Here is a 21,129-nt window from a genome sequence, read left to right on the forward strand (position 1 = left end):
GGCTAGGCTGACCCGCGTGGACGATCTGCGCCGGGTTCGTTACTTTCTGGCAGTCGCCGAGCATCGGCATTTCGGGCGGGCGGCCGACGCGTTGCACATCACCCAGCCTGCGCTGTCACAGCAGGTCAAGGCGCTGGAACGGGAGTTGGGGGTGGAGCTTTTGACGCGCGACGGTCGCTCCTTCGTGCTGACCCCGGCCGGTGTGGCTTTGCAGGCAGGCGCGCAGCAACTGCTCGACGCGGCCGCCGAGTTGGAGCGTGGCGTGCGGGCACGGGCCTCCGGCACCACCGGCGAGTTGAAGGTCGCGTTCACCCGATCGGGCTCCGACAGCGATATTTCCCAGCGCATCAGGGCATTCCGCAAGGAATTCCCCGATATCACGGTGTCCACGATTACCGGCTGGACCTCCTGGAATCTGGACCTGCTCGAGTCGGGGGAGATCGACGTCGCGTTCGTGCGCGGAAATATCGCGCATCCGCGAATCCACACGCATCTGATCGGGATGCAGGAGGCCGCGGTCGTCGTCTCGCGTGACCATCCGCTGGCCGGGCGGGCCACCGTGGAAAGCTCGGACATCATCGATGAGCCGATCGTGCTCTGGTCCCGGCATACCGGGCCGGAATTCTATGACGAACTCGTCACGCACATCTGGGGCGATCGCGCACCGAATCTGGTCGCGGAGGAATCCGACGCCGAACAGGTCCTCGATTCGGTGTCCACCGGCACCGGAATCAGCGTGCTCGATCGGAAACGGGCCACTCGGATCGCGCACGAGAACATCTGTGTCATCCCGTTCGGCGCGAATCCGCCGCAGATCTCGATCCGGCTGGCGTGGATGGGGGACGCCGACACCCCGGCGCTCGCGCAGTTCCTGGCATGGTGGCGGCGCCCGAGCGACTAACTGCGGCCGGGGGTTCGGGCGCGCGTGTGGATACGTTCGCCGTGTTTGCCGAAGAGGCTGAGGATTTCGACGGCGGCGGTACCGGTCGAGCCGAACCAGTGCGGGATCTGGCAGTCGAATTCGGCGGCTTCGCCCGGGCCCATGAGGAAGTCGTGTTCGGCGAGCCGGACGCGGAGCCGGCCGTGCAGCACGTAGAGCCACTCGTATCCGTCGTGGGTGCGCAGGTAGGGGTCATGATCGTCGGCGGGGATGATCATCTTGTAGGCGCGCGGTTCGGCTTGGTGCCGGGACAGCGGGACCAAGACCCGGCCGTCGCGCTGGGTGGGTTGCTGCGGGACGCGGGGATCGACGACGCGTGGCGTCACGACGATCTCGTCGAGCGGCACGCCCAGCGCGACGGTCACCGGGACGATCAGTTCGAGGCTGGGTTTGCGCTGGCCGGATTCCAGGCGCGAGAGCGTGCTGGTGGACAGGCCGGTGGCGCGGGCGAGCTCGGCCAGGCTGAAGCCTTGCCGTTCCCGGGCCCGGCGCAGGCGCGGCGCGATCTGCTCGATCACGGCGCCGACGCTCGGTTGATCATCCATGGCGTCGAGTAAACCAATCCGTCCCGGTATCGGCAACATCCTTTGCCGATATCGGGCAGCTGGGCCGATGCTCGGCTCGGAGGTGATCCGACATGAACCGAACAACGGATACAGCAACGCAATTCGCGCAGGACGCGCGCATCGAGGGAGTCCGGCGATGAGCGCCACCGCACAGCTCACCGAGCGCCGGACCGACCGGCTGCCCCTGGGCGTCTATCTACTGGGCTTCAGCCTTTTCGCGATGGGAACCGCGGAGTTCCTGCTGGCCGGGGTCCTGCCGGAGGCGGCCGTCGACCTCGACGTGTCGCTGTCCGCGGCGGGACTGCTCATCACCGCGTTCGCGCTGGGCGTAGTGTGCGGCGGCCCGCCGTTCGCGGTGCTGAGTCTGCGGTGGCCGCGGCGCACCGCGCTGGTGGTGACCCAGGGCGTGTTCGCGGCGAGCATCGCGGTGGGCCTGCTGGGCGGGTACGAGGTGCTGCTCGTCTCCCGCGTGGTGGCGGGCATCGCGTACGCGGGCTACTTCGCGGTCGCGTCGGTGACCGCGATCGGGCTGGTCACCCCGGACCGCAATGCCCGGGCGTCCGGGGTGGTGGTGAGCGGGCTCAGCGTCGCGATGGTGGCGGGCGGTCCCGCGGGCACGCTGCTGAGTCATTTCACCGAATGGCGCGGCGGATTCTGGGCCGTCGTGCTGCTGACGGTCGCCGGCATCGTCGGCTGCCTGCTCGGAATACCCAGTGCCACAGCGAAAGCCGAATCCGTGCCGAGTGTGCGACGGGAGCTCGCCACGATGCGCAGGCCGCGCCTGTGGCTCGTCTACGCGATCACCATCCTCACCACGGCGGCGTACATGATCACGTTCAACTACCTGGCGGCCATGCTCGCCGAGGACACCGGCGTCGCGCCCGTCTGGATTCCCGCGGTGCTCGCGCTGTTCGGCGTCGGGGCTTTCCTCGGCCTATCAATCGGCGGCCGGATCTCCGATCGGCGCCCGCACCTGGCCCTCGGCGCCGGCGCGGCGGCGATCGTGCTGCTGTCGGTGGTCCTCGCGCTCACGATGACCCAGGTATGGATCGTGGTGCCGGTGGTGTTCCTGCTCGGCGTCGCGGCGTTCGTGCTCAACCCGGCGCTGTACGGCCGGGTGTTCGCGATCGCGGGGGACGCGCCCACCCTCGCGGGCGCCACCACAGTCTCGGCGTTCCAGTTGGGCATCAGCGGCACTCCGGTGCTGGCCGCGCTCACCCTGGGGCGCGGCGCTGCCCTCACCTCGGTGTGTGTGATCGGCGCGGTACTGGCGGTGCTCGCGCTGCCGCTGATCCGGTTCGATCGAGCGCGCATGGGTTCCCGACCCTGACCCGCTTGGCCGGCGGCGACCCTACCCGTAGGACCAGTGACCGCCGCCGGCCAGTTCCAGCCGGGTGTCGTGATGCTGATCGACGGTGCTGCGATGCGCGGTGCTCACCAGGATCAGCTCGGGCAGCTCGGCGCGGATCAGGGTGTAGAGCGCGAACTCCAGGCCCTCGTCCATGGCCGAGGTCGCCTCGTCCAGGAACGCGGCTCGCGGGCGGATCAGCAGCAGTCGCGCGAAGGCGAGCCGCTGCTGCTCACCGGGGGACAGGATGTTCGACCAGTCGGCGTCCTCGTCCAATCTTGTTGCCAGATGGCCGAGTTGGACCTTGTGCAGGGCGTCGGCGACAGTCTTGTCCGGCGCACTGTCCGGCGTCGCGGGATAGGTGACGGCCGCGCGCAACGGGCCCAGCGGCAGGTACGGCAGCTGGGCGATAAACAGCGTGCCGGGGGTTTCCGGCTTGCCGACGAGACCGCCTGTGTAGGGCCACATTTCGGCGAGTGCGCGCATCAGAGTGGTCTTGCCGCTGCCGGACAGTCCCTTGACGACCACCGCGTCACCGGCGCGCAGGCGCAGGTTCAGGCCCTCGATCAGGATCGTACCGTCCGGTTTACGCACCTCGATATCGGTGAGTTCCACTGTGTCGTCGGTGATCTGGACCGGCAGCGTCGGCAGCTTCCGGGCCTGTTCGCTCGCCGTCACGAGACCGTCGAGCCGTAGCAGCGTGGCACGCAGCACCGCGAACTCGCTGTAGCTGTTGCGGAAATACGACAGCGCGCCTTGGATCTGGCCGAACGCCGTCCCGGTCTGCTGGACGTCGCCGAGTGTCAGTGTCCCGCTGAAGAAATGCGGTGCCTGCAGCAACCAGGGGAACACCACGGCCACCTCGCTGGCGGCCTGGTTCCAGCCGATGAACTGGGTGGTCAACCGGACCAGGCGGCGATAGACCAGCAGCACTTCGGCGAAAAGCGCCCGCAGACCCCGCTGTTCGGTCTGCTCGCCGCGATAGAACGCCACCCGTTCGGCGTTGTCGCGCAGCCGGACCAGGGCGTAGCGGAAGTTCGCGGTCACCGCCTGGTAGCGGAAGCCGAGGCCGATCAGCGGGCGGCCGATCCAGAACGCGACGGCGGTGACCACCAGCACGTACAGGTAGACCAGAAACACCATCGCCTTGGGAATCTCGACGCCGAAGAGGGTCAGCGTCCCCGACAGATCCCACAGGATTCTGGTGAACGACACCACCGACACCACCGAGGTGACCGCCCCGAGCGACAACGATCGCGCGCGGCCGGTCATCTCGGTCACGTCGTGCTGGATACGCTGATCCGGGTTGTCGATCGGCGCATCGATGAACCGGGTGCGGTAATAGGCCCGGCCGTCGATCCACTCGCTGGTCATCCGTTCGGTGAGCCAACGGCGCCAACGGATTTCGAATCGTTGCCCGAGATAGAAGTCCAGCTGGGTGCGGGCCACGTCGAGGATGCCGAGCACGGCGAAGACGAGCAGCGAGTGCCAGAACGCGTGCTCCGCGTCGGCCAGTGCGGCGTTGTCGCCGCGGCCGAGCGCCTCGGCGGCGTGCTGCAGGGCCGAGAACATGTCATTGCCCTGGTAGGAGAGCAGGACCTTCACCCGGACCGAGAGCACGGCGATGATCAACAGCACGCCGGCGAGCGGGATCGTGCGCCGAGCTTCGCGCCCGCGGAAGAACGCGCCGGTGGTCCGCCGGAAGTGCCGGCCCCAGGTGGTGATCCGCAGCAGCACGGTGACGACGATCAGGAAGATCACGCCGGTGAGCGCGGAGGCGAGGAGCACCCACTGCGTGGACGCGACCAGTTCGTCGCTCCAGTCTCGTGACGCGTTCAGCTCGGCCTCCGATCGGGTCCCGCGAGGTCGGGTGCGTGCGTCGGTCACACTACTGCCCACCTGCGCTTATTCCGGGGATCCCGGCGATCGACGCGTTCGGCCCGCGCGGTGTCGGTGGGGCGGATTAGCCTCGGGGTATGTGTCGAAACATCACCGCCCTCCGGGGGCTGGAACCCGCCGCGACACCGGAGGAGATCCAGGCCGCGGCATTGCAGTACGTGCGTAAGGTCGGCGGACTGTCCAGCATCTCCGCCACGACGAAACCGGCGGTCGACGCGGCCGTGGCCGAGATCGCGGCGATCACCACCCGGCTGCTGGATCAGCTGCCCGATCGCAAGGTCCCGCCGAAGTCGGTGCCGCCGCTGCGCAGGCCCGAGGTGCAGGCGCGGATCCGCGCGCGCGGCTGAGTCCGCGAACCGCGGGCGGTCGAGTCCGCGAACCGCGGGCGGCTGGGCCTGCGACCGCGGGCGGAGTGGGGTCCGGAAGCGATGTGGCGCCTGCTATCTTGAACGTCGTTCAAGTCGCTAGCGGAGGAAATCGTGGACGGTGTCGAGGACCCTCGGAGGTCGAGGGTCGGTATTTCCGCGCGGGACATGGCGCAGATCGCGGTCTTCGCGGCGCTGATCGCGGCGATGGGCCTGCCCGGCGCCATCACGGTCGGCTTCAGCGGTGTGCCGATCACGGTGCAGACGCTGGGCGTGATCCTGGCGGGTGCGGTGCTCGGGGCGCGCAAGGGTACGGCCGCGGTGGTGGTATTCCTCGCGCTGACCATGATCGGACTGCCGCTGCTGTCCGGTGGGCGCACCGGATTGACGGCGATGGCCGGGCCGAGCGCCGGATACCTGGTCGGCTGGATTCCCGCCGCGCTGGTCATCGGGCTGCTGACCGCGCGCATTCTGCCGAAGTACCCGCTCGTGCTCGGGCTGCTGATCAACGCGCTCGGTGGCATCGTGGTGATCTACCTGTTCGGCACCCTCGGCCTGCTGCTGCGGACCGACCTCGACGTCCGGCACGCGATCACGACCAACTTCGCGTTCATTCCCGGCGACCTGGCCAAGGTCGTCGTCGCCTCGATCGTCGCGAAGGGCGTGCATCGCGCGTACCCCGGGCTGATTCGTGCGTGATCCGGGGCTCGGTGGCTCCGGCGCCCGGCCCGCCATCGAATTCGTCGGCCGCACTTACACTTACGCCGAACTGGACCGGGCGATCGAGCAGTGGATCGAGCAGCACCCCGGCGCGACGAGCTACGACGCGTCGGCGCTCGACGTGCCGGACGCGCTGATCTGCGTCTGCGCGGCCGCACGGCGTGGCGTGCCGGTGTTCGTAGAGAACCCCGCGGCTCGCCCGGCGCGAACCGATCTTCCCGCCTCGGCCTTTCTGCTGGTGACGACCTCCGGCTCGACCGGCCGGCCGCGGCCGCTCGCCAGGACCGCCGCGTCCTGGTACGACAGCTTTCCGGCGTTCACCGCGATCACCGGCGTCACCGCCGCGGATCGGGTGCTGCTCACCGGCCCGCTGTACGCGACCATGCACCTGTTCGGCGCGTTGCACGCGCTGTGGCTGGGCGCCTGTGTCACCGACGATCCGGCGCGGGCCACGGTGGTGCACGCGGTGCCCGCGGTGCTGCGCGAGGTGGTGGGCCGCGCGCCCGCGCTGCGGACGGCGATCGTCGCGGGGATCGCCCTGGACGACGGTGCCCGTGCCGCGGCGGCGGGGCTCGAGCTGATCGAGTACTACGGCTCCGCCGAGGTGTCGCTCGTCGCGGCCCGCCGGGTGCCCGAGCCGCTGCGCCTGCTCGACGGCGTCGAGGCCGAGATCCGTGCCGGACTGCTGTACGTGCGCACGCCGTATCGGGTGCTCGGCGCGCCGGAATGGTTCGGCGTCGGCGATCTCGCGGAACTCGGACCCGAGCGCGAGCTCACGGTGCGGGGCCGGGGCGAGTCCGCGATCAACGTGGGCGGCACCACCGTGCTCGCGGAGGATGTCGAGCGGGTGCTCGGCGCGATCGACGGGGTGGCCGCCGTCGCGGTGATCGGTGCACCGCATGCCGTTCTCGGCGAGATCGTCACGGCCGCAGTACAACTCGACGGTGATGTGGGCATCGGTGCGGTGCGCGCGCACGCCCGCCGGGTGCTGCTGAAAGAGGCGATGCCGCGGCGCTGGGTGCCGCTGCCCGCGTTGCCGCGCACGGCTAGTGGCAAGGTGGCTCGGGGTGAGCTGAAAGACTTGCTGGCATGAACCGTCGACCCGTCCTCGTCGCGCCGCGGCGCACACCGATCGGCAACGCCGGGCACGGGTTCGCCAGCCTGACCACGACCGATCTCGCCGCGCCCGTCCTGCGGGAGGTGCGCTCGACCTTGCGCGCGGCCGGAGTCGACGCGGAGATCGACGACGTCGTGCTCGGTAATTGCCTAGGGCCGGGCGGCGATCCGGCGCGGATCGCCGCGCTGGCCGCCGGACTCGGCACCGAGGTCCCCGGCGTCACCGTCGACCGGCAGTGCGGGTCCGGGCTGGACGCGGTGATGCAGGCGGCGCTGCGGGTGCAGAGCGGGGGCGAGGAGCTGATCCTGGCCGGCGGTGTCGAGTCGGCGAGCACCGCGCCGTGGCGGTTCTGGCCGCCGGCCGGGGACGCCGAACCGGTGCGCTACACCCGTGCGCCCTTTGCGCCGCAAGGCTTTCCCGACCCTGACATGGGGTCTGCGGCCGACGATCTCGCCCGCGTGCGCGGGATCAGCCGCGAGCGGCAGGACGCCTACGCGGCGCGGTCGCACAGCGCGGCCGCGGCCGCGGACTTCTCGGCCGAACTCGTGCCGATCGGCGACGTCCGGCGCGACGAGCGAATCCGGGCGGGCCTGACCGTAGCGCGACTCGCGCGGCTGCGCCCGAGTTTCGGCGCCGATGGCACGGCCACCGCGGGCAACTCGTGCGGGATCTCCGACGGGGCCGCGGTGGTCGCGGTCACCACCGAGGCGGTGGCGGCGGGGTTGCCCGCGCTGCGGGTCCTCGGGTCCGCGGTGGCCGGGTCCGATCCGGCCCATCCCGGGCTCGGTCCGGCGCCCGCGATCCGGAAGCTGTTGCGGCGCACCGGTGTCGGTGTCGCTGATCTCGGGATCGTCGAGATCACCGAGGCATTCGCGTCGGTGGTGCTGGCGGTATCGGACGAGCTCGGCCTCGACGAAGCGACGATCTGCCCGCAGGGCGGGGCGATCGCGATGGGTCATCCCTGGGGCGCGTCCGGCGCGATCCTGCTGGTGCGATTGGCGACTCAGATGCTGCGCCCGGACGGTCCGGCGCTCGGCCTGGCCGCTTGCGCGATCGGCGGCGGGCAGGGGATCGCGATGCTGGTGGAGCGGGTGGCATGAGTCAGATTCGGTTCGAGAAGGTCGGGCACGCGTTCGGTGAGCGAAAGGTGTTGCGCGGCATCGACCTGTGCATCACCGAGCGCCGGGTCGGCATCATCGGGGCGAACGGGTCCGGCAAATCGACGCTGGCCCGCATGATCAACGGCCTGCTCACACCGACCTCGGGCACGGTGACGGTGGACGGCGTCGACGTCGCGCGCAAGGGCGCGCAGGTGCGGCGCAAGGTCGGTTTCGTGTTCACCGATCCGGACACCCAGATCGTGATGCCCACGGTGGCCGAGGATCTCGCGTTCTCGCTGCGCCGATCCGGCCTGAACAAGGCGGAGGTGGCGGCGCGCGTCCAGGAGATGCTGGTGCGCTTCCGGCTCGATCAGCATGCCGATCATCCCTCGCACCTGTTGTCCGGCGGGCAGAAACAACTGCTCGCGCTGGGCGCGGTGCTGATCCGCAGGCCGGAGGTGATCATCGCCGACGAACCGACCACGCTGCTCGACCTGCGCAACGCGCGGGTGGTCGCCGCCGCGCTGGACGCGATGGACCAGCAGGTGATCGTGGTGACCCATCAGCTCGCGCTGCTGGAGGGTTTCGAGCGGGTCATCGTGATCGACGACGGTCTGGTGGCGTTCGACGGAACCCCCTCGGCCGCGGTGCCCGCTTACCGGGCGCTGGTCGAATGATCGGTCTGTACCGGCCCGGGGACTCACTGCTGCACCGGTTGCCCGCGGGCGCGAAACTGCTGTTGCTCATCGCGGCGATCGTCGCGGCAACGGTGTTGCTGCGCAGTCCGATTCAGGTCGGTCTCGGCGCGCTGGCGGTGGCCGGATTGTTCGCGCTGGCGCGCATTCCGTGGCGCGTCGCGGTGGCGCAGCTGCGACCGGTGGTGTGGATGCTGTTGATCATCGCCGTCTTCCAGGTGCTGATCACCTCACCGGCGCGGGCGGTGGTGGTGTGCGGCGTCCTGTTGATCTCGGTGGCGCTGGCGGCGTTGGTCACCCTCACCACCCGCGTGACCGATCTGCTCGACACCGTGACCCGGGCGCTCGGCCCGCTGCGCCGGATCGGCGTCGACCCGGAACGGATCGGACTGCTGCTGGCGCTGGCCATCCGCTGCGTGCCGTTGCTGGCCGGGATCGTGTCCGAGGTGTCCGAGGCGCGCCGGGCGAGAGGTCTGCAATGGTCGATGACGGCCCTGGCCACGCCGGTGCTGGTGCGGGCATTGCGCACCGCCGACGCCATGGGCGAGGCACTGGCGGCGAGAGGAGTGGACGATGAGTGAGCTGCTCGCCGCGCGGATCGAACGCCGCGCCGCCGCGGCCCCGGCGACCATCGCCGTCGAATCCGGCCAGGAGCGCGTCGGTTACGGCGAGTTCTGGGAGCGGGTCACCCGCACCGCGGCCGGACTGCACGGCATGGACCGGGTTGCCGTCCTGCCGACGTCGGATGTCGAATCGCTGGTGGTCGTGACGGCCGCCTGTCACTGCGGCGTGAGTGTGGTGCTGCTGCACCGGCACCTGATGCCCGGCCAGCTGGCGACGGTGCTCGAACTCGCGCGGCCCGGCGCGGTGGTCGCCGCGGCCGGGCAGCACCGGCGATTGCGGAAGATGGGCTTCGACGGTCCCGTGCGGACGGCCGCCGAACTGGCGGGGACGGGCCCGTCGGGCCGGGCGCGCCCGGACGCGGAATTGCTGGTCGGTATCACCTCCGGCACCACCGGCGCGCCGAAACTGTTCGTCCGCGACCAGAACTCGTGGGCCACCACCCTCGACCGCTCCGACGCCACCTTCGACATCGGCACCGGTGACCGGGTCGCCGCGCCCGGCGTGCTCGACCACACGCACTTCCTGTACGGGGCGCTGCACGCGCTCACCCGGGGCGCGACGGTGGACCTGCGGCCGGTCATGACCGCGCTGAACGACGGTGCGACCCATCTGTATTCGGTGCCGACCATCGCCTGGGACGTAGTGCGCTCCGGTACCGGCCCGCTGCCCGGCGTCCGGGAGGTGCTGTCCTCCGCGGCCCGCTGGCCGCGGCCGGGCAGGCAGGCGCTGCAAGCGGTGCTGCCGAACGCGGAACTCGTGCACTTCTACGGCGCGTCCGAGCTGAGCTTCGTGTCGTTCGATCGCGGACTCGGTGACACCGACGAGAATTCGGCCGGTGAGCTGTTCGACGGCGTCGACGCGGAGATCAGGGACGGCCTGGTGTTCGTGCGCAGCGACATGCTCTTCGACGGCTATCTCACCGCGGACGGTATCGCCGGTGGCCCGGTGGGCGGCTGGATGACGGTGGGCGACCGCGGCGCGGTGCGGGGAAATCGCCTGCGGCTCTTCGGTCGCGACAGTGAGATGCTGATCCGGGCGGGACTCAATGTGGAGCCCGCCGCCATCGAGGCGGCGCTCACCGCGCTGCCCGGGGTGGCCGAGGCCGCCTGTATCGGTATCCCCGATGCCCGGATGGGGGAGGCGCCCGCCGCCGCGATCGTCGTCGGCGCGTCCGCCCCGAGCCTGGACGAGATCTGGCGGCATCTGCGCACGACGTTGCCCAGCCCCAGTATTCCGGTGCAGGTCCGGGTGCTCGACAGCTTGCCGCGCACACCGCGCGGCAAGCTCGACCGTCAGGTTCTCGCGAAAATCTTTGTACCGCAAGGCGATGCCGACTAGTCCGACCATTCGGTAAGCGTCAGCACCAGTACCGCCACGGCGAGCAGAGCGACCGCGAACACGTCTATCCGGAAGACGCGCTTGGTCGCGGCGGTCAGTTCGCGCAGGCCGATGCTCATGGCCAGTGCGAGAAAGCTGGTCATGCTGATGCCGACCGCGATCATGGCGGCGACCTGGATCGACGCCAGGAACGCCGCGGCGATGGTGCCCGCACCGATCATCGCGAGCAGCAGCGCGCGATGCCGCAGCAGCAACTCCAGGTCGCGGGAACCGGCGCGCGTCCCGTACATCGCGGCCGCCCGGCGCGGGGCGAACGCCACGGTGCCGGGCAGCAGGTGAATCACCCCGATCACCACCAGCGCCGCCCGCGCGACATACTCGAATCCCATTTCCGGCCCGCCTTTCCCGACGATTTCGCTGTCGTGCAAGCATGGCGATCATGGACGGTGCGCCACTTCCAGAAACGAGCTGTCTTGCGCCCGCGACCGTATGGTTGTGGCCGGGCCACGCGGTCTACCGCGGCCCCTCGTTACAACTCGACGCGCACAGCGGCTCGGTGCACTGCCTCGCGGTCGGCCTCGACGCACCGTTCACCCTGTACGTCGACGGAATCTCGAAAGTCGTTCGCACCGCGCTGATTCCGCCGCGCCGAGCACATCGGCTGGTCGCGCGCGGCGCGCGGATGCTGTTCTGCTACATCGATCCGACGTCGCCGCACGCGAAGTCGTGCCGGGACCGGATGACCGCGAGCGCGGCCGCGATCGGCCTGGCGCACAGCAACGAACACGACCTGCTCACCCTGGCCGCGCAAGCGGAGTTCGACCCGGTCGCCGCGATCGAACTGGCCTGTGGTTCCCGTAGATCCGCGGTGGACCCCAGGATCGCCGAGGCCGCCGCGGCGCTGCTGGCGCACCCGGCCGGAGCGAATTCGGCGGGCGAACTGGCCGCGGCGGCCCACCTTTCGACCTCCCGCTTCCTGCACCTGTTCGCCGCCCAGTCCGGTACCAGCTTTCGCCGCTACCGGCTCTGGGCGCGCATCCTCTCGGTCGGGCGCGCCGTGGCCAAGGGCGCGGACCTGACCACCGCCGCCATCGAAGCGGGCTTCGCCAGCCCGTCGCACCTCACCGACACGTTCCACACCATGTTCGGTCTCCCGCCGTCGCGTCTGCTGCCCGGGACGCGACTGGTCGTGCTCGACTGAGCGTCAGCGGAAGCGGACGTCCGCGGTGGCGAGGCCGAAGATCTTGCGGCCCGCGGACTTCGCGGTGATGGCGATGACCGCGCTGCGCGTCTCGGGGTCGAGCGACTTGACCCGGCCGGTGAACTCGATGGTGCCGACATTGCGAGCCTCGACGACGGTGTAGTTCGAGAGACGAACGCCGTAGCGGGTGAGCGCGCCCGGGTCGCCGAGCCAGCCGGTGATGAACCCGGCGCCCAGTCCCATGGTCAGCATGCCGTGCGCGATCACGTCAGGGAGCCCGGTGAGCGCGGCGACGTCGTCGTGCCAGTGGATCGGGTTGGCGTCACCGGCGACCCCCGCGTAGTTCACCAGATCGCCGCGGGTGAGCCGGGTGGTCCGGGCCGGGAGTTCGGTGCCGACGGTGAGGTCCTCGAACCGAAGCGCGGTGTGCGGCACCCGGGTTCGGCTCACCTCGGAGGGGATCGAAGCGACCGGGACACCGGCCGGATCGACCTGCGGTGCGGCGTCGGCGGGGCTGATCCGGGTGAACACCTCGATGCCGTGCATGATCACCCGCTCGATCGCCGCGCCGATGCCCTCGGCGACGTCCTCGGCGGTGAGCCCGACCACGGTGGTGTGCATGACCTGCATGACCCGCCCCGACTGATCGGAGAAAATGTTCTTGACGGTGAGCAGATCCTTGCCCGCCACCCGGCGCACCGCCTCGAGTTCGACGTCGCCGATCAGGCGGTCGCCGGTGACCACCGGCTGGTACATCTCGAAGACCTGATCGGTCTGCACGAACCCGTCGTATCCGGTGATGACGGTCTCGAAGAGCCGGCGATTGGCCAACATGGCCGCGATCGAGATGAACGTGGTCGGTGCGACGAGACCGGAGTAGCCGAGCTCGTCGGCCGCGTCCTCGCTCCAGTGCGCGGGATGGAAATCCTGTACCGCCCGCGCGTATTCGCGGATCTTCTCCCGGCCGACCTCGTAGTAGTCGTCGGCCCGGTAGTGGTGCCCGACCAACCCGGCCACGTCGAACGCTGCTTCTGTCACGCCGCTCCTCGTCTCAGACCTTCTCAGGCATCCCGATCGGCGCACCGCATCGCGGGCCGATGCGGTCGGCTCCGTCGCCTGAACATGTGTCGGGGGAGCGTATCCGACCGGTCGCGATGCGTCCGACCCAGCTCCACCGGTCGGATCGAACCGGACCGTTGTGCCACTGGTTACGGCGTCCGGTAATTCGTTCGGGCCGGTCGGAATTCCCCAGTTGATCTCCAGTCGAGCGGACCGAAACGATGTGTTTCTCTGGTATCGAAAGATCTTGGGCGAGACGCGAATCCGCGTGTGCACGACACATTGGAGTTCTTTTATGACAAGGCGTTTTCCCGTGTTGCACTCTGTTTCGGTGCGAGCTGTTCCGCTGCTGGTGGCGGCGGCTTTGATCTCGAGTACAGGCACGGCCGCCGCAGCACCGCTGACCGGTATCGGTGATCCCAATTTCCCGAATATCGGCAGCGCCGCATACGACGTTTCCAATTACAGCATCGACCTGAAGTTCGATCCGTCCTCGGGCAGGCTGTCCGGGTCGACGACGATCACGGCGAAAGCCAAGCAGGATTTGAAGGCCGGGTCCGCGATCGGGTTCGACTTCCTTTTGCAGACCCAGTCCGTGCTGATCAACAACAAGGCCGCCAAATACACCCTGGGCAAGGACAAGCTGGCGGTGACGCTGCCCGCCAACCTGGCCGTCGGTGCCGAGTTCACCACGGTGGTCGCCTACAACGACATCCCGTCGCGGGTGGCGAACGCGGCGGGCGCGCGCAACTGGGTGGAGAACCCCAACGGCGCGCTGATCTCCAACGAGCCCTTCTCCGCCGAATGGTGGTACCCGAGCAACGATCACCCGACCGACAAGGCGACCTATGCGGTGTCGGTGCTCGCGCCGGAGAATATGGACGTCCTGTCCAACGGCGTGGAAACCATTGTGACGCAGAACATTCCGGGGTGGAAGCGGCACAACTGGCTCAGCAAGAACCCGCAGATGACCTATGCGACCTACCTGGCGATCGGCAAGTACGAGCGCGGCGGACAGGGCGCGGGCACGCCCGCCCGGCCCAACCTGACCGCCTACGCGACGGATCTGGATCCGACCGTGCGGGCCAACGCCAAGGCCAGCATCGAGCGGACGCCCGAGATCGTCGATTGGCTGGCGAGCCAGCTCACGCCGTACCCGTTCGAATCCACCGGTGGTGTGGTGGACGCGAAGATGGGTGGCTTCGCGCTGGAAACCCAGACCATGCCCACCTACACCGACGGCTTCTTCAAGCGCGGTAAGAACGATTCGGTGGTGGTGCACGAGAACGCGCACCAGTGGTTCGGCGATTCGACCTCGGTGGCGACCTGGAAAGACGGCTGGCTGAACGAAGGTTTCGCCAGCTACATGGAGTACCTGTGGTCGGAGAAGAACGGCACCGGCACCGCGGCGGAAATCGCCGATTACGCCTATGCCACCTCGACCCGGATCAATTGGGATGTCGTGCTGACCGATCCAGGGCCGGCCAATGTGCTGCCCGCCGAGTTGTACAGCCGCGGCGCGCTGGCGATCCAGGCCTTCCGCAGCGCGATCGGTGACGACGACGTCTTCTACCGGATGCTGCGGGAATGGCTGACCAAGTACCAGTTCGGCAATGCCAAGGTCGCGGACTTCATCGAGATGGCCAACGCGGTCACCGGGCGCAGCACCAACGCCTTGTTCAAGACCTGGCTGACCGATAAGGGCAAGCCCGCGTACAAGCCCTCCGACGCGACGTTCGACAGCGGCAAGCGGGGCGGCGCGCCGCGCTCGGCCGTCCCGGCGCCGCCGAAGCCGAAGGCGTGGGACGACCTGTACGCGGTCGTGACCGCCAAGCAGTAGCCGGCACAACACCAGAGCCGGGCCGCGTGCCACGCGGTCCGGCTCCGCCGTGCGCGGGCCCGGCAACGTTGCGCGCGTTGGTTTCACATCCGTTCCGGGGCGGCGATACCGAGCAGGTCCAGACCGTGGGCGAGGGTTCGGGCCGTGAGGTCGCACAGGGCCAACCGGTTACCACGTTGCAGCGCATCGGCTTTGAGCACCGGACAGGCGTCGTAGAACGCCGTGAAAGCACGGGCCAGCTGGTAGAGGTAGCCACACAGGCGATGGGGTTCGAGCGTGCTGCCGACCTCGGCGACGGTGGCTCCGTACGCGTCCAACGTCAGGACGAGGGCGCGTTCGGCCGCTGCGAGTGGGCTGTCGATCGCGACCACCGGCTCCGGGGCACCGGCCTTGCCGAGGAGGGATCGGATGCGCGCGTGCGCGTATTGCAGATAGACGGCGGTGTTGCCGGTGAAGGCGACCATCCGGTCGAGGTCGAAGGTGTAGTCCTTGACCCGTGCGGTCGACAGGTCCGCGTACTTGACCGCGCCGATGCCGGATTGCGTTGCGATCGCGTCCAATTCGGCGTCGGTCAGCCCGGGATTCTTCGCCGCGACCACCGCGCGGGCCCGCGCGACGGCGTCGTCGAGCAGATCGCCCAGCCGCACGGTGCCGCCCGCCCGGGTCTTGAACGGTGTGCCGTCCGGGCCGAGCACCGTGCCGAAGGGGACGTGCTCGGCCTCGATGCCGTCGCGCAACCACCCTGCGCGCCTGGCCGTTTCGAAGATCAGCCGGAAATGCAGCGCCTGCCGGGAATCGGTCACGTACAACAGCCGCTGCGCGTGCAGGGCGTCGATGCGGTAGCGGATCGTCGCCAGATCCGTGGTGTCGTAACCGTATCCGCCGTCGCTCTTGCGGACCATCAACGGCACCGGCGCATCGTCGGGGCCGGTGACCTCGGTGGAGAACACCACCGTCGCGCCGTTGCTGTCGACCGCGACGCCCTGCTCGAGCAATTCCGCGACGACGCCGGAAAGCAGAGGGTTGTAGAACGATTCGCCCACCGAGTCGTCCGGCGTGAGCAGTACGCCCAACTTCGCGTAGATAGCGGCGAAGGCCCGCTCCGATTCGGCGACGATATCGCGCCAGCGATCCAGGGTCCGCGAATCGCCCGCCTGCAACGCGACCACCCGCGCGCGCGAGCGGACCGCGAAGTCCGGATCGGCGTCGAAGGCGGCCCGCGCCGCCCGATACAACCGGTCGAGCGCGGAAACCGCGGTGCCCTCGGCGGCGACATCGTCGTGCCGCCACCGCACGTCGGGGTGCTCGTCGAGATATTGGATGAGCATGCCGAACTGAGTTCCCCAGTCGCCCAGGTGGTTCTGCCGGATCACGACGGCGCCGAGGAAGCCGAGTACCCGAGCCAGGCTGTCGCCGATGATCGTCGTCCGCAGGTGCCCGACGTGCATCTCCTTGGCGATATTGGGCGCGGAGTAGTCGAGCACCGTGCGCCGCCCGTGCTCGGTCGCGGGCACCCCGAGTCGGACATCCGCCAGTCGGGCGGCGACCTGCGCCCACAGCACCCGATCCGGCACGGTGATGTTCACGAATCCCGGACCGGACACCGCCGCGGTCGCCACCGGCCGATCCGTGCCGGGTGCCAACGCCGCGACGAGTTCGGTCGCGTACTCGGCGGGCCTGACCCCGAGGCGTTCGGCCAGGGCCAGTGCGGCGTTGGACTGGAAGTCGGCGCGTTCGGAACGTCGGAGCACCGGGTCCGCTCCCGCCAGTTCCGGGCGGGTGCGGCCGATCGCATCGGAGACGGCGTCGGCAACACGGTCGAGCAGCGGTACAACCCCTGGATGGGTCACGAGACGTCCCTTCGTGCTTGTCGGGACGTGCAGTATCCCAGTCCGACGGCCGCCGCCGACAGCGAGTTTCGCTAGCGGAACAAGGCGCAGGTGGCGGTCGGGAACTCGGCGGCGACCGTGGCGGCGCCGGGTAGGCCGGTGACGGGGTCGAGTGGCAGCGTGGTGATCGTGTGGGACTTCTGGTTCGCGGCGTAGAGCCGCCGGCCGTCGGGGCCGAGGGTGAGCGCGCGCGGGAACTTGCCGCCGCAGGGGGTGGTGGTCACCGGGATCAGCAGTCCGTCACCGATGATCGCGAAGGTGGCGATGCTGTCGTGGCCGCGGTTGGCCAGATAGAGGAAGCGCCCGTCCCGGGAGACGACCGGCGCCGACGGGTAGTTGCGGTCGCCGCCGGTGGCGGTGTCCGCGGGCACGGACTGCCCGGGCCGCAGCTCGCCCCGCTCGGCGCGCCAATCGCACACGGTCACAGTGGAATCGAGCTCGTTGGCGAGAAAGACGGTGCGGCCGTTGGGATGAAAGGTCAGGTGCCGCGGCCCGCTACCCGGTGCCAGCGTGACCCGTGCGTGCTCGGTCAACTCGCCGCCGGCGAGTCGGTAGACGTAGACGGAGTCGACACCGAGGTCGACCGCGAGCACCCAGCGCCCGGACGGGTCGAACACCACCTGGTGTGCGTGCGGACCGGTCTGCCGATCGGGATCGGGGCCGGTGCCACGGTGCCGGGCCACGTCGGTCACCGCGCCGAGACGACCGTCCGCGGCGACCGCCAGCGCGCTGACACTGCCCGAGGTGTAGTTCGCGGTCAAGACTGTGCGCCCGTCCGGCGAGACGCACAGGTGAGTAGGGCCTTCGCCCTGTACCGCAACGGTATTCAGCACCTTCGGCACCGCGGCGCGCAGGTCCACGGCGGTGGCGGTGCCCGCGCCCGATCCCTCGTTCACCGCGTACAGGTAGCGCCCGTCCGGGGACAGCGCCAGGAACGACGGGTCCGCGACCGCGACGGTGCGCTCGACGGTCAGCCTGCCGGAGCGCCCGTCCACGGCGGCGACCCCGATCCCGGCGCCGCCCGCGTCGCCCGAGGTATAGCAACCGAGGAAGGCGCGACGAGTGTTCGCCGCAGCCGCCGGCGCCGGCCACAGCGCTCCGGTCGCGAATGCCGCGCCGACACCTGCTGCCGCGCCCAGTATGCCGAGTAACTGCCGCCGATCGATTTCGTCATCGCGCACGGGACTGTCCTTTCCTCGTGCGGGAATTCCCCGCGTTCGGGAAAGAATGTCCCAATTGCCGGCCTGCCGCAAGGGGTGCAATCAAAATTGCAAGCGGCGCAATGGAAATCGCGGCCCGTTGCGTATTTCGTATTGCGCCGCAGGTGTTCTCAATCGCGGGGAAATAGCGCGTGGCGGCCCGGGCCCCGGTTCGGCGGCCGCCCGGTGTGGAGTGGGGAGAACAGTTTTCGGCTCGGCACCGGCTCTTGCCTGGACCTGCGGGGTAGGCGCAACTTCCCCAGTTGAACCGGTCTGGACGTGAACATGGTTGCGGGGGAGTCTGGTTGCTGCAAACACCGGTAAAAGACAGGCGGTTCTAGACATGTCGGCTTTCATCAGCATCATGGATTCGGTCAATATCATTGCCGCTGGCTCGGGTTCGAGTGACGATTCGAGTTCGCTCAGCAGCAGCACCGGTTCGTCCGGCGGCGGGTCGATCGGGGACAGCATCGATTTGCTCAAATTGAGCCTGAAACTGCTTTCCTCCATTGTCGGTCATTTGTCCTGACCTGGAATTCGCGACAGTCAGCGCGGCGACCACGGTTGTCGCGCTGAAAGTCGTACGCCCTCTTGCCCGTCCGCCCGGGTGGCGGCGGGTGCCCGATCGATATCGGTGAGGTTCTGATGCCTGTCCTGCCCTCGTCCAAGCGCTGTGTGGTGGTGGCCACGATGGTGGCCGTCGGTGTCACCCTCGGTGCCACCGGAGTCGCCTCCCCGGCCAGCGTGCACACCAGAACATCCGGCTGTGCGGACACTTTCAATCTCTTCATCCCCGGCACCTGGGAGACCAACGAGGCGGCCGATCCGGCCCAGCCGATCGGCATGCTCAGACCGATCGCCGAGGCGATCCAGCGCGAGCACGGCGCGACATCGGCCATCTATTTCACGCCCTACATGGCACGGGCCTTCGACAACGGCCACACCTACGCCGACAGCAAGAACACCGCGCTCACCAACGCGCGTAAGGCGCTGCGCGACTACGGAACCCGCTGCGCCGGGACGAAGTTCACCATCACCGGCTACAGCCAGGGCGCGGACGCCGCCGGGGACATCGCCTCCGATATCGGCAACGGGCGCGGCCCGATCTCGGCCGACCGGGTGCTCGGCGTCGGGCTGCTGTCCGATCCGGCCGCGGGCACCACCGGCGAAACCGCGGTCGGCCCCCGCACCCCGGGCAAGGGGATCGCCGACCCGCGGCCGCGCGGGATGGGCGCGCTCTCCGGCCGGGTCACCTCGATCTGCGACCCCAACGACCTGTACTGCTCGATCCAGAAGAACGCCAATCCGCTACTCGGACAGCTGGGTTCGCTGCTGAGCAAGCTGCCCAGCGACTCCCGGCTGGCCGGCGCCCTGACCTCGGACTTCTCCAAGGCGGATCTGCCGGGCCTGGCCGCGGCCGTGCGCGACTTGGCCGCGAGCCTGGTCGACCCGCGCGGTGTCGATCTGACCCGGGTGCGCGAGCAGGCGGATACGGTCGAGCACACCATCCGCCCGCTCGCCGAACTGGTCGGCTCCGGTGCGGCCGCGAAGCAATTGGCCGCCGCCCCAGCGGGTTCGGCCGAGCACAGCGCGGGCAAGGTGCTCAACGGCGCCGCCCAGTCGGACCTGTCCGGCGCCGTGTCGGCGGCCAACACGATCGCCGGAAACGCCACCGACCTGTTGAACAACGGTGTCGAGACGCTACCGGCCGGCTCACCCGAAGTAGCGGCGCTGAGTGGCCTGTCCGATTCGCTCAACGGGCAGATCGAAGTGCTGATCACCTTGCCCGTGGGCGTCCTGGAATCCGCGGCGGGCATCCTGGCGCTGCTCAAACCGAGCGAGATGGTCAACCAGGCACTGGATGTCGTCGCCAAGGTCACCACCCTCGACTTCCGCGGCATCCTGGACAACCTGGCGCTGCTCCCGCAGAAGGTGCTGGCGCGCGACGCCGCGGGCGCGCACGCCATCGCGGGCACCTTGAACAATCAGTTGCGGCCGCTGGTCGACCTGCTCGCCGCGGTCGACGTGAAATGGGTGTCGCAGGTGCTCTCGATGGTGCCCAATTCGCAAGGCTTCCTGCAGATCGCGACGATCGCCGCCTCGGTGCTCTCGACCATCGACATCCCCAAACTCGCCGAGATCGCGGGCCGGATCCAGGAAGTCGCGTGGTCGGTGCTGGAGAAGCTGGCGCCGCCGCCCGGCCAGCAGCCCGACCCGGCCGGGGCAGCGGTCGCGCTCTCGGCGCTGCTGCCGATCGGGCAGGACCTGGCCGGGGTCGCGATGGGCATGCTGACGGCCGAACGCAAGGACACCGGGCTCGACGACCTGACCGCCGCGCTCGCCACCTCGAAACCGTCGCCCGGGATCAACCTGTTCGACCTCATCGGCGACGGCATCAGCGCGGCAATGTTTTTCGCGTCCAACGCGCACGTCAACTACGGCGCGCTGATCGTCGACGAGACCGGCCGCAACGCCATCGGCTGGCTCGGCGACTGGTTGAACTCGCGCATCGGACCACGGTGACGCGGCCGGGCCCGCGGCGGACTCGGGCTCAGGAGGCGTCCTTGTCGGGGGCGTTTCCGGGAGCCCAGAGTCCGCGCACGTGCCCGATGTGATTGCGCAGGAAGGACTCCACCTGCGCGCCCTGACGCTGTTCGATCAGATCGAGGATGGTGTGGTGCTCCTGCGCCGAGTTGTCCAGCTCGCCGCGCGCGACCAGCGCGGCGAGACCGAGCAACCGGGTCTGCGCTCGCAGATCGCTGACGATCTGCGAGAGCCGCGGATTGCGGCAGTAGGCGAGCAGCATGAGGTGGAACCGGCGATCGGCATCGACGTATTCGACCAGATCGCCCCGCTTGGCCGCGTCGACGATCTTGTCGGCCGCCGCGCGCAGCCCCGGCAGGTCCGCCTGCGGAATGCGGTCGACGATGGCGCGCACGCTCGGCGGCTCCAGCAGCAGGCGGATCTCGGCGATCGCGTCGAGATCCTCGTCGGAGGCCTCGGTGACCCGGAAGCCCTTGTTCGGCACCGAGATCACCAGCCCCTGCTTCACCAGGTCCAGCATCGCCTCGCGGACCGGCGTGGCGGAGACGCCGAAGCGTTCCGACAGCCAGGGCGCGGAGTAGAGCACGCCGGGTTCGAGCTCGCCGGAGATGATCGCGGCGCGCAAGGCGTCGGACACGTGGTCGCGCAGCGTCGGGCGCTTGCGGGTATCCAGTCGTTCGATCAT

At 69.3% G+C, this 21,129-nt stretch carries 20 protein-coding genes; 13 read left to right on the forward strand and 7 right to left on the reverse strand.

Features of this window, described 5'->3' with window-relative positions:
* The first annotated feature begins 16 nt into the window (after positions 1-16).
* The gene (locus O3I_RS44820) at positions 17-901 is read left to right on the forward strand and encodes a LysR family transcriptional regulator (protein WP_014983672.1); all 885 of its coding nucleotides are present in this window, start codon (positions 17-19) and stop codon (positions 899-901) included.
* Here O3I_RS44820 and O3I_RS14465 read toward each other — a convergent pair.
* Positions 898-1,485 (reverse strand): helix-turn-helix domain-containing protein, encoded by a 588-nt coding sequence (locus O3I_RS14465; RefSeq protein ID WP_014983673.1) that lies wholly within the window; start codon positions 1,483-1,485, stop codon positions 898-900. The two genes, O3I_RS44820 and O3I_RS14465, sit on opposite strands and share 4 nt — an antisense overlap.
* 157 nt (positions 1,486-1,642) lie before the next feature.
* Here O3I_RS14465 and O3I_RS14470 point away from each other — a divergent pair, with 157 nt between their 5' ends.
* A complete protein-coding gene (locus O3I_RS14470; RefSeq protein ID WP_014983674.1) occupies positions 1,643-2,836 on the forward strand; it encodes an MFS transporter in 1,194 nt (397 codons plus the stop codon).
* A gap of 21 nt (positions 2,837-2,857) precedes the next feature.
* Here O3I_RS14470 and O3I_RS14475 read toward each other — a convergent pair whose 3' ends face one another.
* Positions 2,858-4,741, reverse strand: a complete 1,884-nt coding sequence (locus O3I_RS14475) for an ABC transporter ATP-binding protein/permease (protein ID WP_014983675.1) — start codon at positions 4,739-4,741, stop codon at positions 2,858-2,860.
* Positions 4,742-4,830: 89 nt separating this feature from the next.
* Here O3I_RS14475 and O3I_RS14480 point away from each other — a divergent pair, with 89 nt between their 5' ends.
* The 7 genes from O3I_RS14480 (at position 4,831) to O3I_RS14510 (ending at position 10,712) form a co-directional block, all read left to right on the forward strand.
* The gene (locus tag O3I_RS14480; RefSeq protein ID WP_014983676.1) at positions 4,831-5,100 is read left to right on the forward strand and encodes a DUF2277 domain-containing protein; all 270 of its coding nucleotides are present in this window, start codon (positions 4,831-4,833) and stop codon (positions 5,098-5,100) included.
* Between the two features lie 132 nt (positions 5,101-5,232).
* The gene (locus tag O3I_RS14485) at positions 5,233-5,817 is read left to right on the forward strand and encodes a biotin transporter BioY (protein WP_171904520.1); all 585 of its coding nucleotides are present in this window, start codon (positions 5,233-5,235) and stop codon (positions 5,815-5,817) included.
* On the forward strand, positions 5,810-6,931 hold the full coding sequence (locus O3I_RS14490) for a class I adenylate-forming enzyme family protein (protein ID WP_014983678.1): 1,122 nt from the start codon (positions 5,810-5,812) through the stop codon (positions 6,929-6,931). The genes O3I_RS14485 and O3I_RS14490 overlap by 8 nt, the downstream gene beginning before the upstream one ends.
* Positions 6,928-8,055, forward strand: coding sequence for a thiolase family protein (locus tag O3I_RS14495; RefSeq protein WP_014983679.1), 1,128 nt, complete (start codon positions 6,928-6,930; stop codon positions 8,053-8,055). Before O3I_RS14490 ends, O3I_RS14495 begins: the two co-directional genes overlap by 4 nt.
* Positions 8,052-8,732 carry an energy-coupling factor ABC transporter ATP-binding protein gene (locus tag O3I_RS14500; protein ID WP_014983680.1) on the forward strand — a complete coding sequence of 227 codons (681 nt, stop codon included), beginning with the start codon at positions 8,052-8,054 and terminating at the stop codon, positions 8,730-8,732. Before O3I_RS14495 ends, O3I_RS14500 begins: the two co-directional genes overlap by 4 nt.
* On the forward strand, positions 8,729-9,331 hold the full coding sequence (locus tag O3I_RS14505; protein WP_014983681.1) for an energy-coupling factor transporter transmembrane component T family protein: 603 nt from the start codon (positions 8,729-8,731) through the stop codon (positions 9,329-9,331). Before O3I_RS14500 ends, O3I_RS14505 begins: the two co-directional genes overlap by 4 nt.
* Positions 9,324-10,712, forward strand: a complete 1,389-nt coding sequence (locus O3I_RS14510; RefSeq protein WP_014983682.1) for an AMP-binding protein — start codon at positions 9,324-9,326, stop codon at positions 10,710-10,712. The genes O3I_RS14505 and O3I_RS14510 overlap by 8 nt, the downstream gene beginning before the upstream one ends.
* Here O3I_RS14510 and O3I_RS14515 read toward each other — a convergent pair.
* A complete protein-coding gene (locus O3I_RS14515; RefSeq protein ID WP_014983683.1) occupies positions 10,709-11,101 on the reverse strand; it encodes a hypothetical protein in 393 nt (130 codons plus the stop codon). The two genes, O3I_RS14510 and O3I_RS14515, sit on opposite strands and share 4 nt — an antisense overlap.
* 41 nt (positions 11,102-11,142) lie before the next feature.
* On the opposite strand from O3I_RS14515, the gene O3I_RS14520 reads away from it, so the two are divergent.
* Positions 11,143-11,913 carry an AraC family transcriptional regulator gene (locus O3I_RS14520; RefSeq protein ID WP_041562612.1) on the forward strand — a complete coding sequence of 257 codons (771 nt, stop codon included), beginning with the start codon at positions 11,143-11,145 and terminating at the stop codon, positions 11,911-11,913.
* Positions 11,914-11,916: 3 nt separating this feature from the next.
* On the opposite strand, the gene O3I_RS14525 is transcribed toward O3I_RS14520, so the two are convergent.
* Entirely contained in the window at positions 11,917-12,951 is a 1,035-nt protein-coding gene (locus O3I_RS14525) for a fused (3R)-hydroxyacyl-ACP dehydratase subunits HadA/HadB (RefSeq protein ID WP_014983685.1), read from the reverse strand.
* A gap of 352 nt (positions 12,952-13,303) precedes the next feature.
* Here O3I_RS14525 and O3I_RS14530 point away from each other — a divergent pair, with 352 nt between their 5' ends.
* A complete protein-coding gene (locus tag O3I_RS14530) occupies positions 13,304-14,812 on the forward strand; it encodes a M1 family metallopeptidase (protein ID WP_041563792.1) in 1,509 nt (502 codons plus the stop codon).
* 83 nt (positions 14,813-14,895) lie between these two features.
* Here the strand turns inward: O3I_RS14530 and argS are convergent, their stop codons facing one another.
* A complete protein-coding gene (gene argS, locus O3I_RS14535; protein WP_014983687.1) occupies positions 14,896-16,662 on the reverse strand; it encodes an arginine--tRNA ligase in 1,767 nt (588 codons plus the stop codon).
* Between the two features lie 71 nt (positions 16,663-16,733).
* Positions 16,734-17,882 carry a lactonase family protein gene (locus tag O3I_RS14540; protein ID WP_014983688.1) on the reverse strand — a complete coding sequence of 383 codons (1,149 nt, stop codon included), beginning with the start codon at positions 17,880-17,882 and terminating at the stop codon, positions 16,734-16,736.
* 361 nt (positions 17,883-18,243) lie between these two features.
* Between O3I_RS14540 and O3I_RS14545 the strand changes: the two genes are divergently transcribed.
* The gene (locus O3I_RS14545; RefSeq protein WP_014983689.1) at positions 18,244-18,429 is read left to right on the forward strand and encodes a hypothetical protein; all 186 of its coding nucleotides are present in this window, start codon (positions 18,244-18,246) and stop codon (positions 18,427-18,429) included.
* 116 nt (positions 18,430-18,545) lie between these two features.
* Entirely contained in the window at positions 18,546-20,423 is a 1,878-nt protein-coding gene (locus O3I_RS14550) for a cutinase family protein (RefSeq protein ID WP_041562613.1), read from the forward strand.
* Between the two features lie 28 nt (positions 20,424-20,451).
* On the opposite strand, the gene O3I_RS14555 is transcribed toward O3I_RS14550, so the two are convergent.
* Positions 20,452-21,129, reverse strand: coding sequence for a GntR family transcriptional regulator (locus tag O3I_RS14555; RefSeq protein ID WP_014983691.1), 678 nt, complete (start codon positions 21,127-21,129; stop codon positions 20,452-20,454).

The sequence above is a fragment of the Nocardia brasiliensis ATCC 700358 genome, assembly GCF_000250675.2.
GTDB classification, from domain to species: domain Bacteria; phylum Actinomycetota; class Actinomycetes; order Mycobacteriales; family Mycobacteriaceae; genus Nocardia; species Nocardia brasiliensis_B.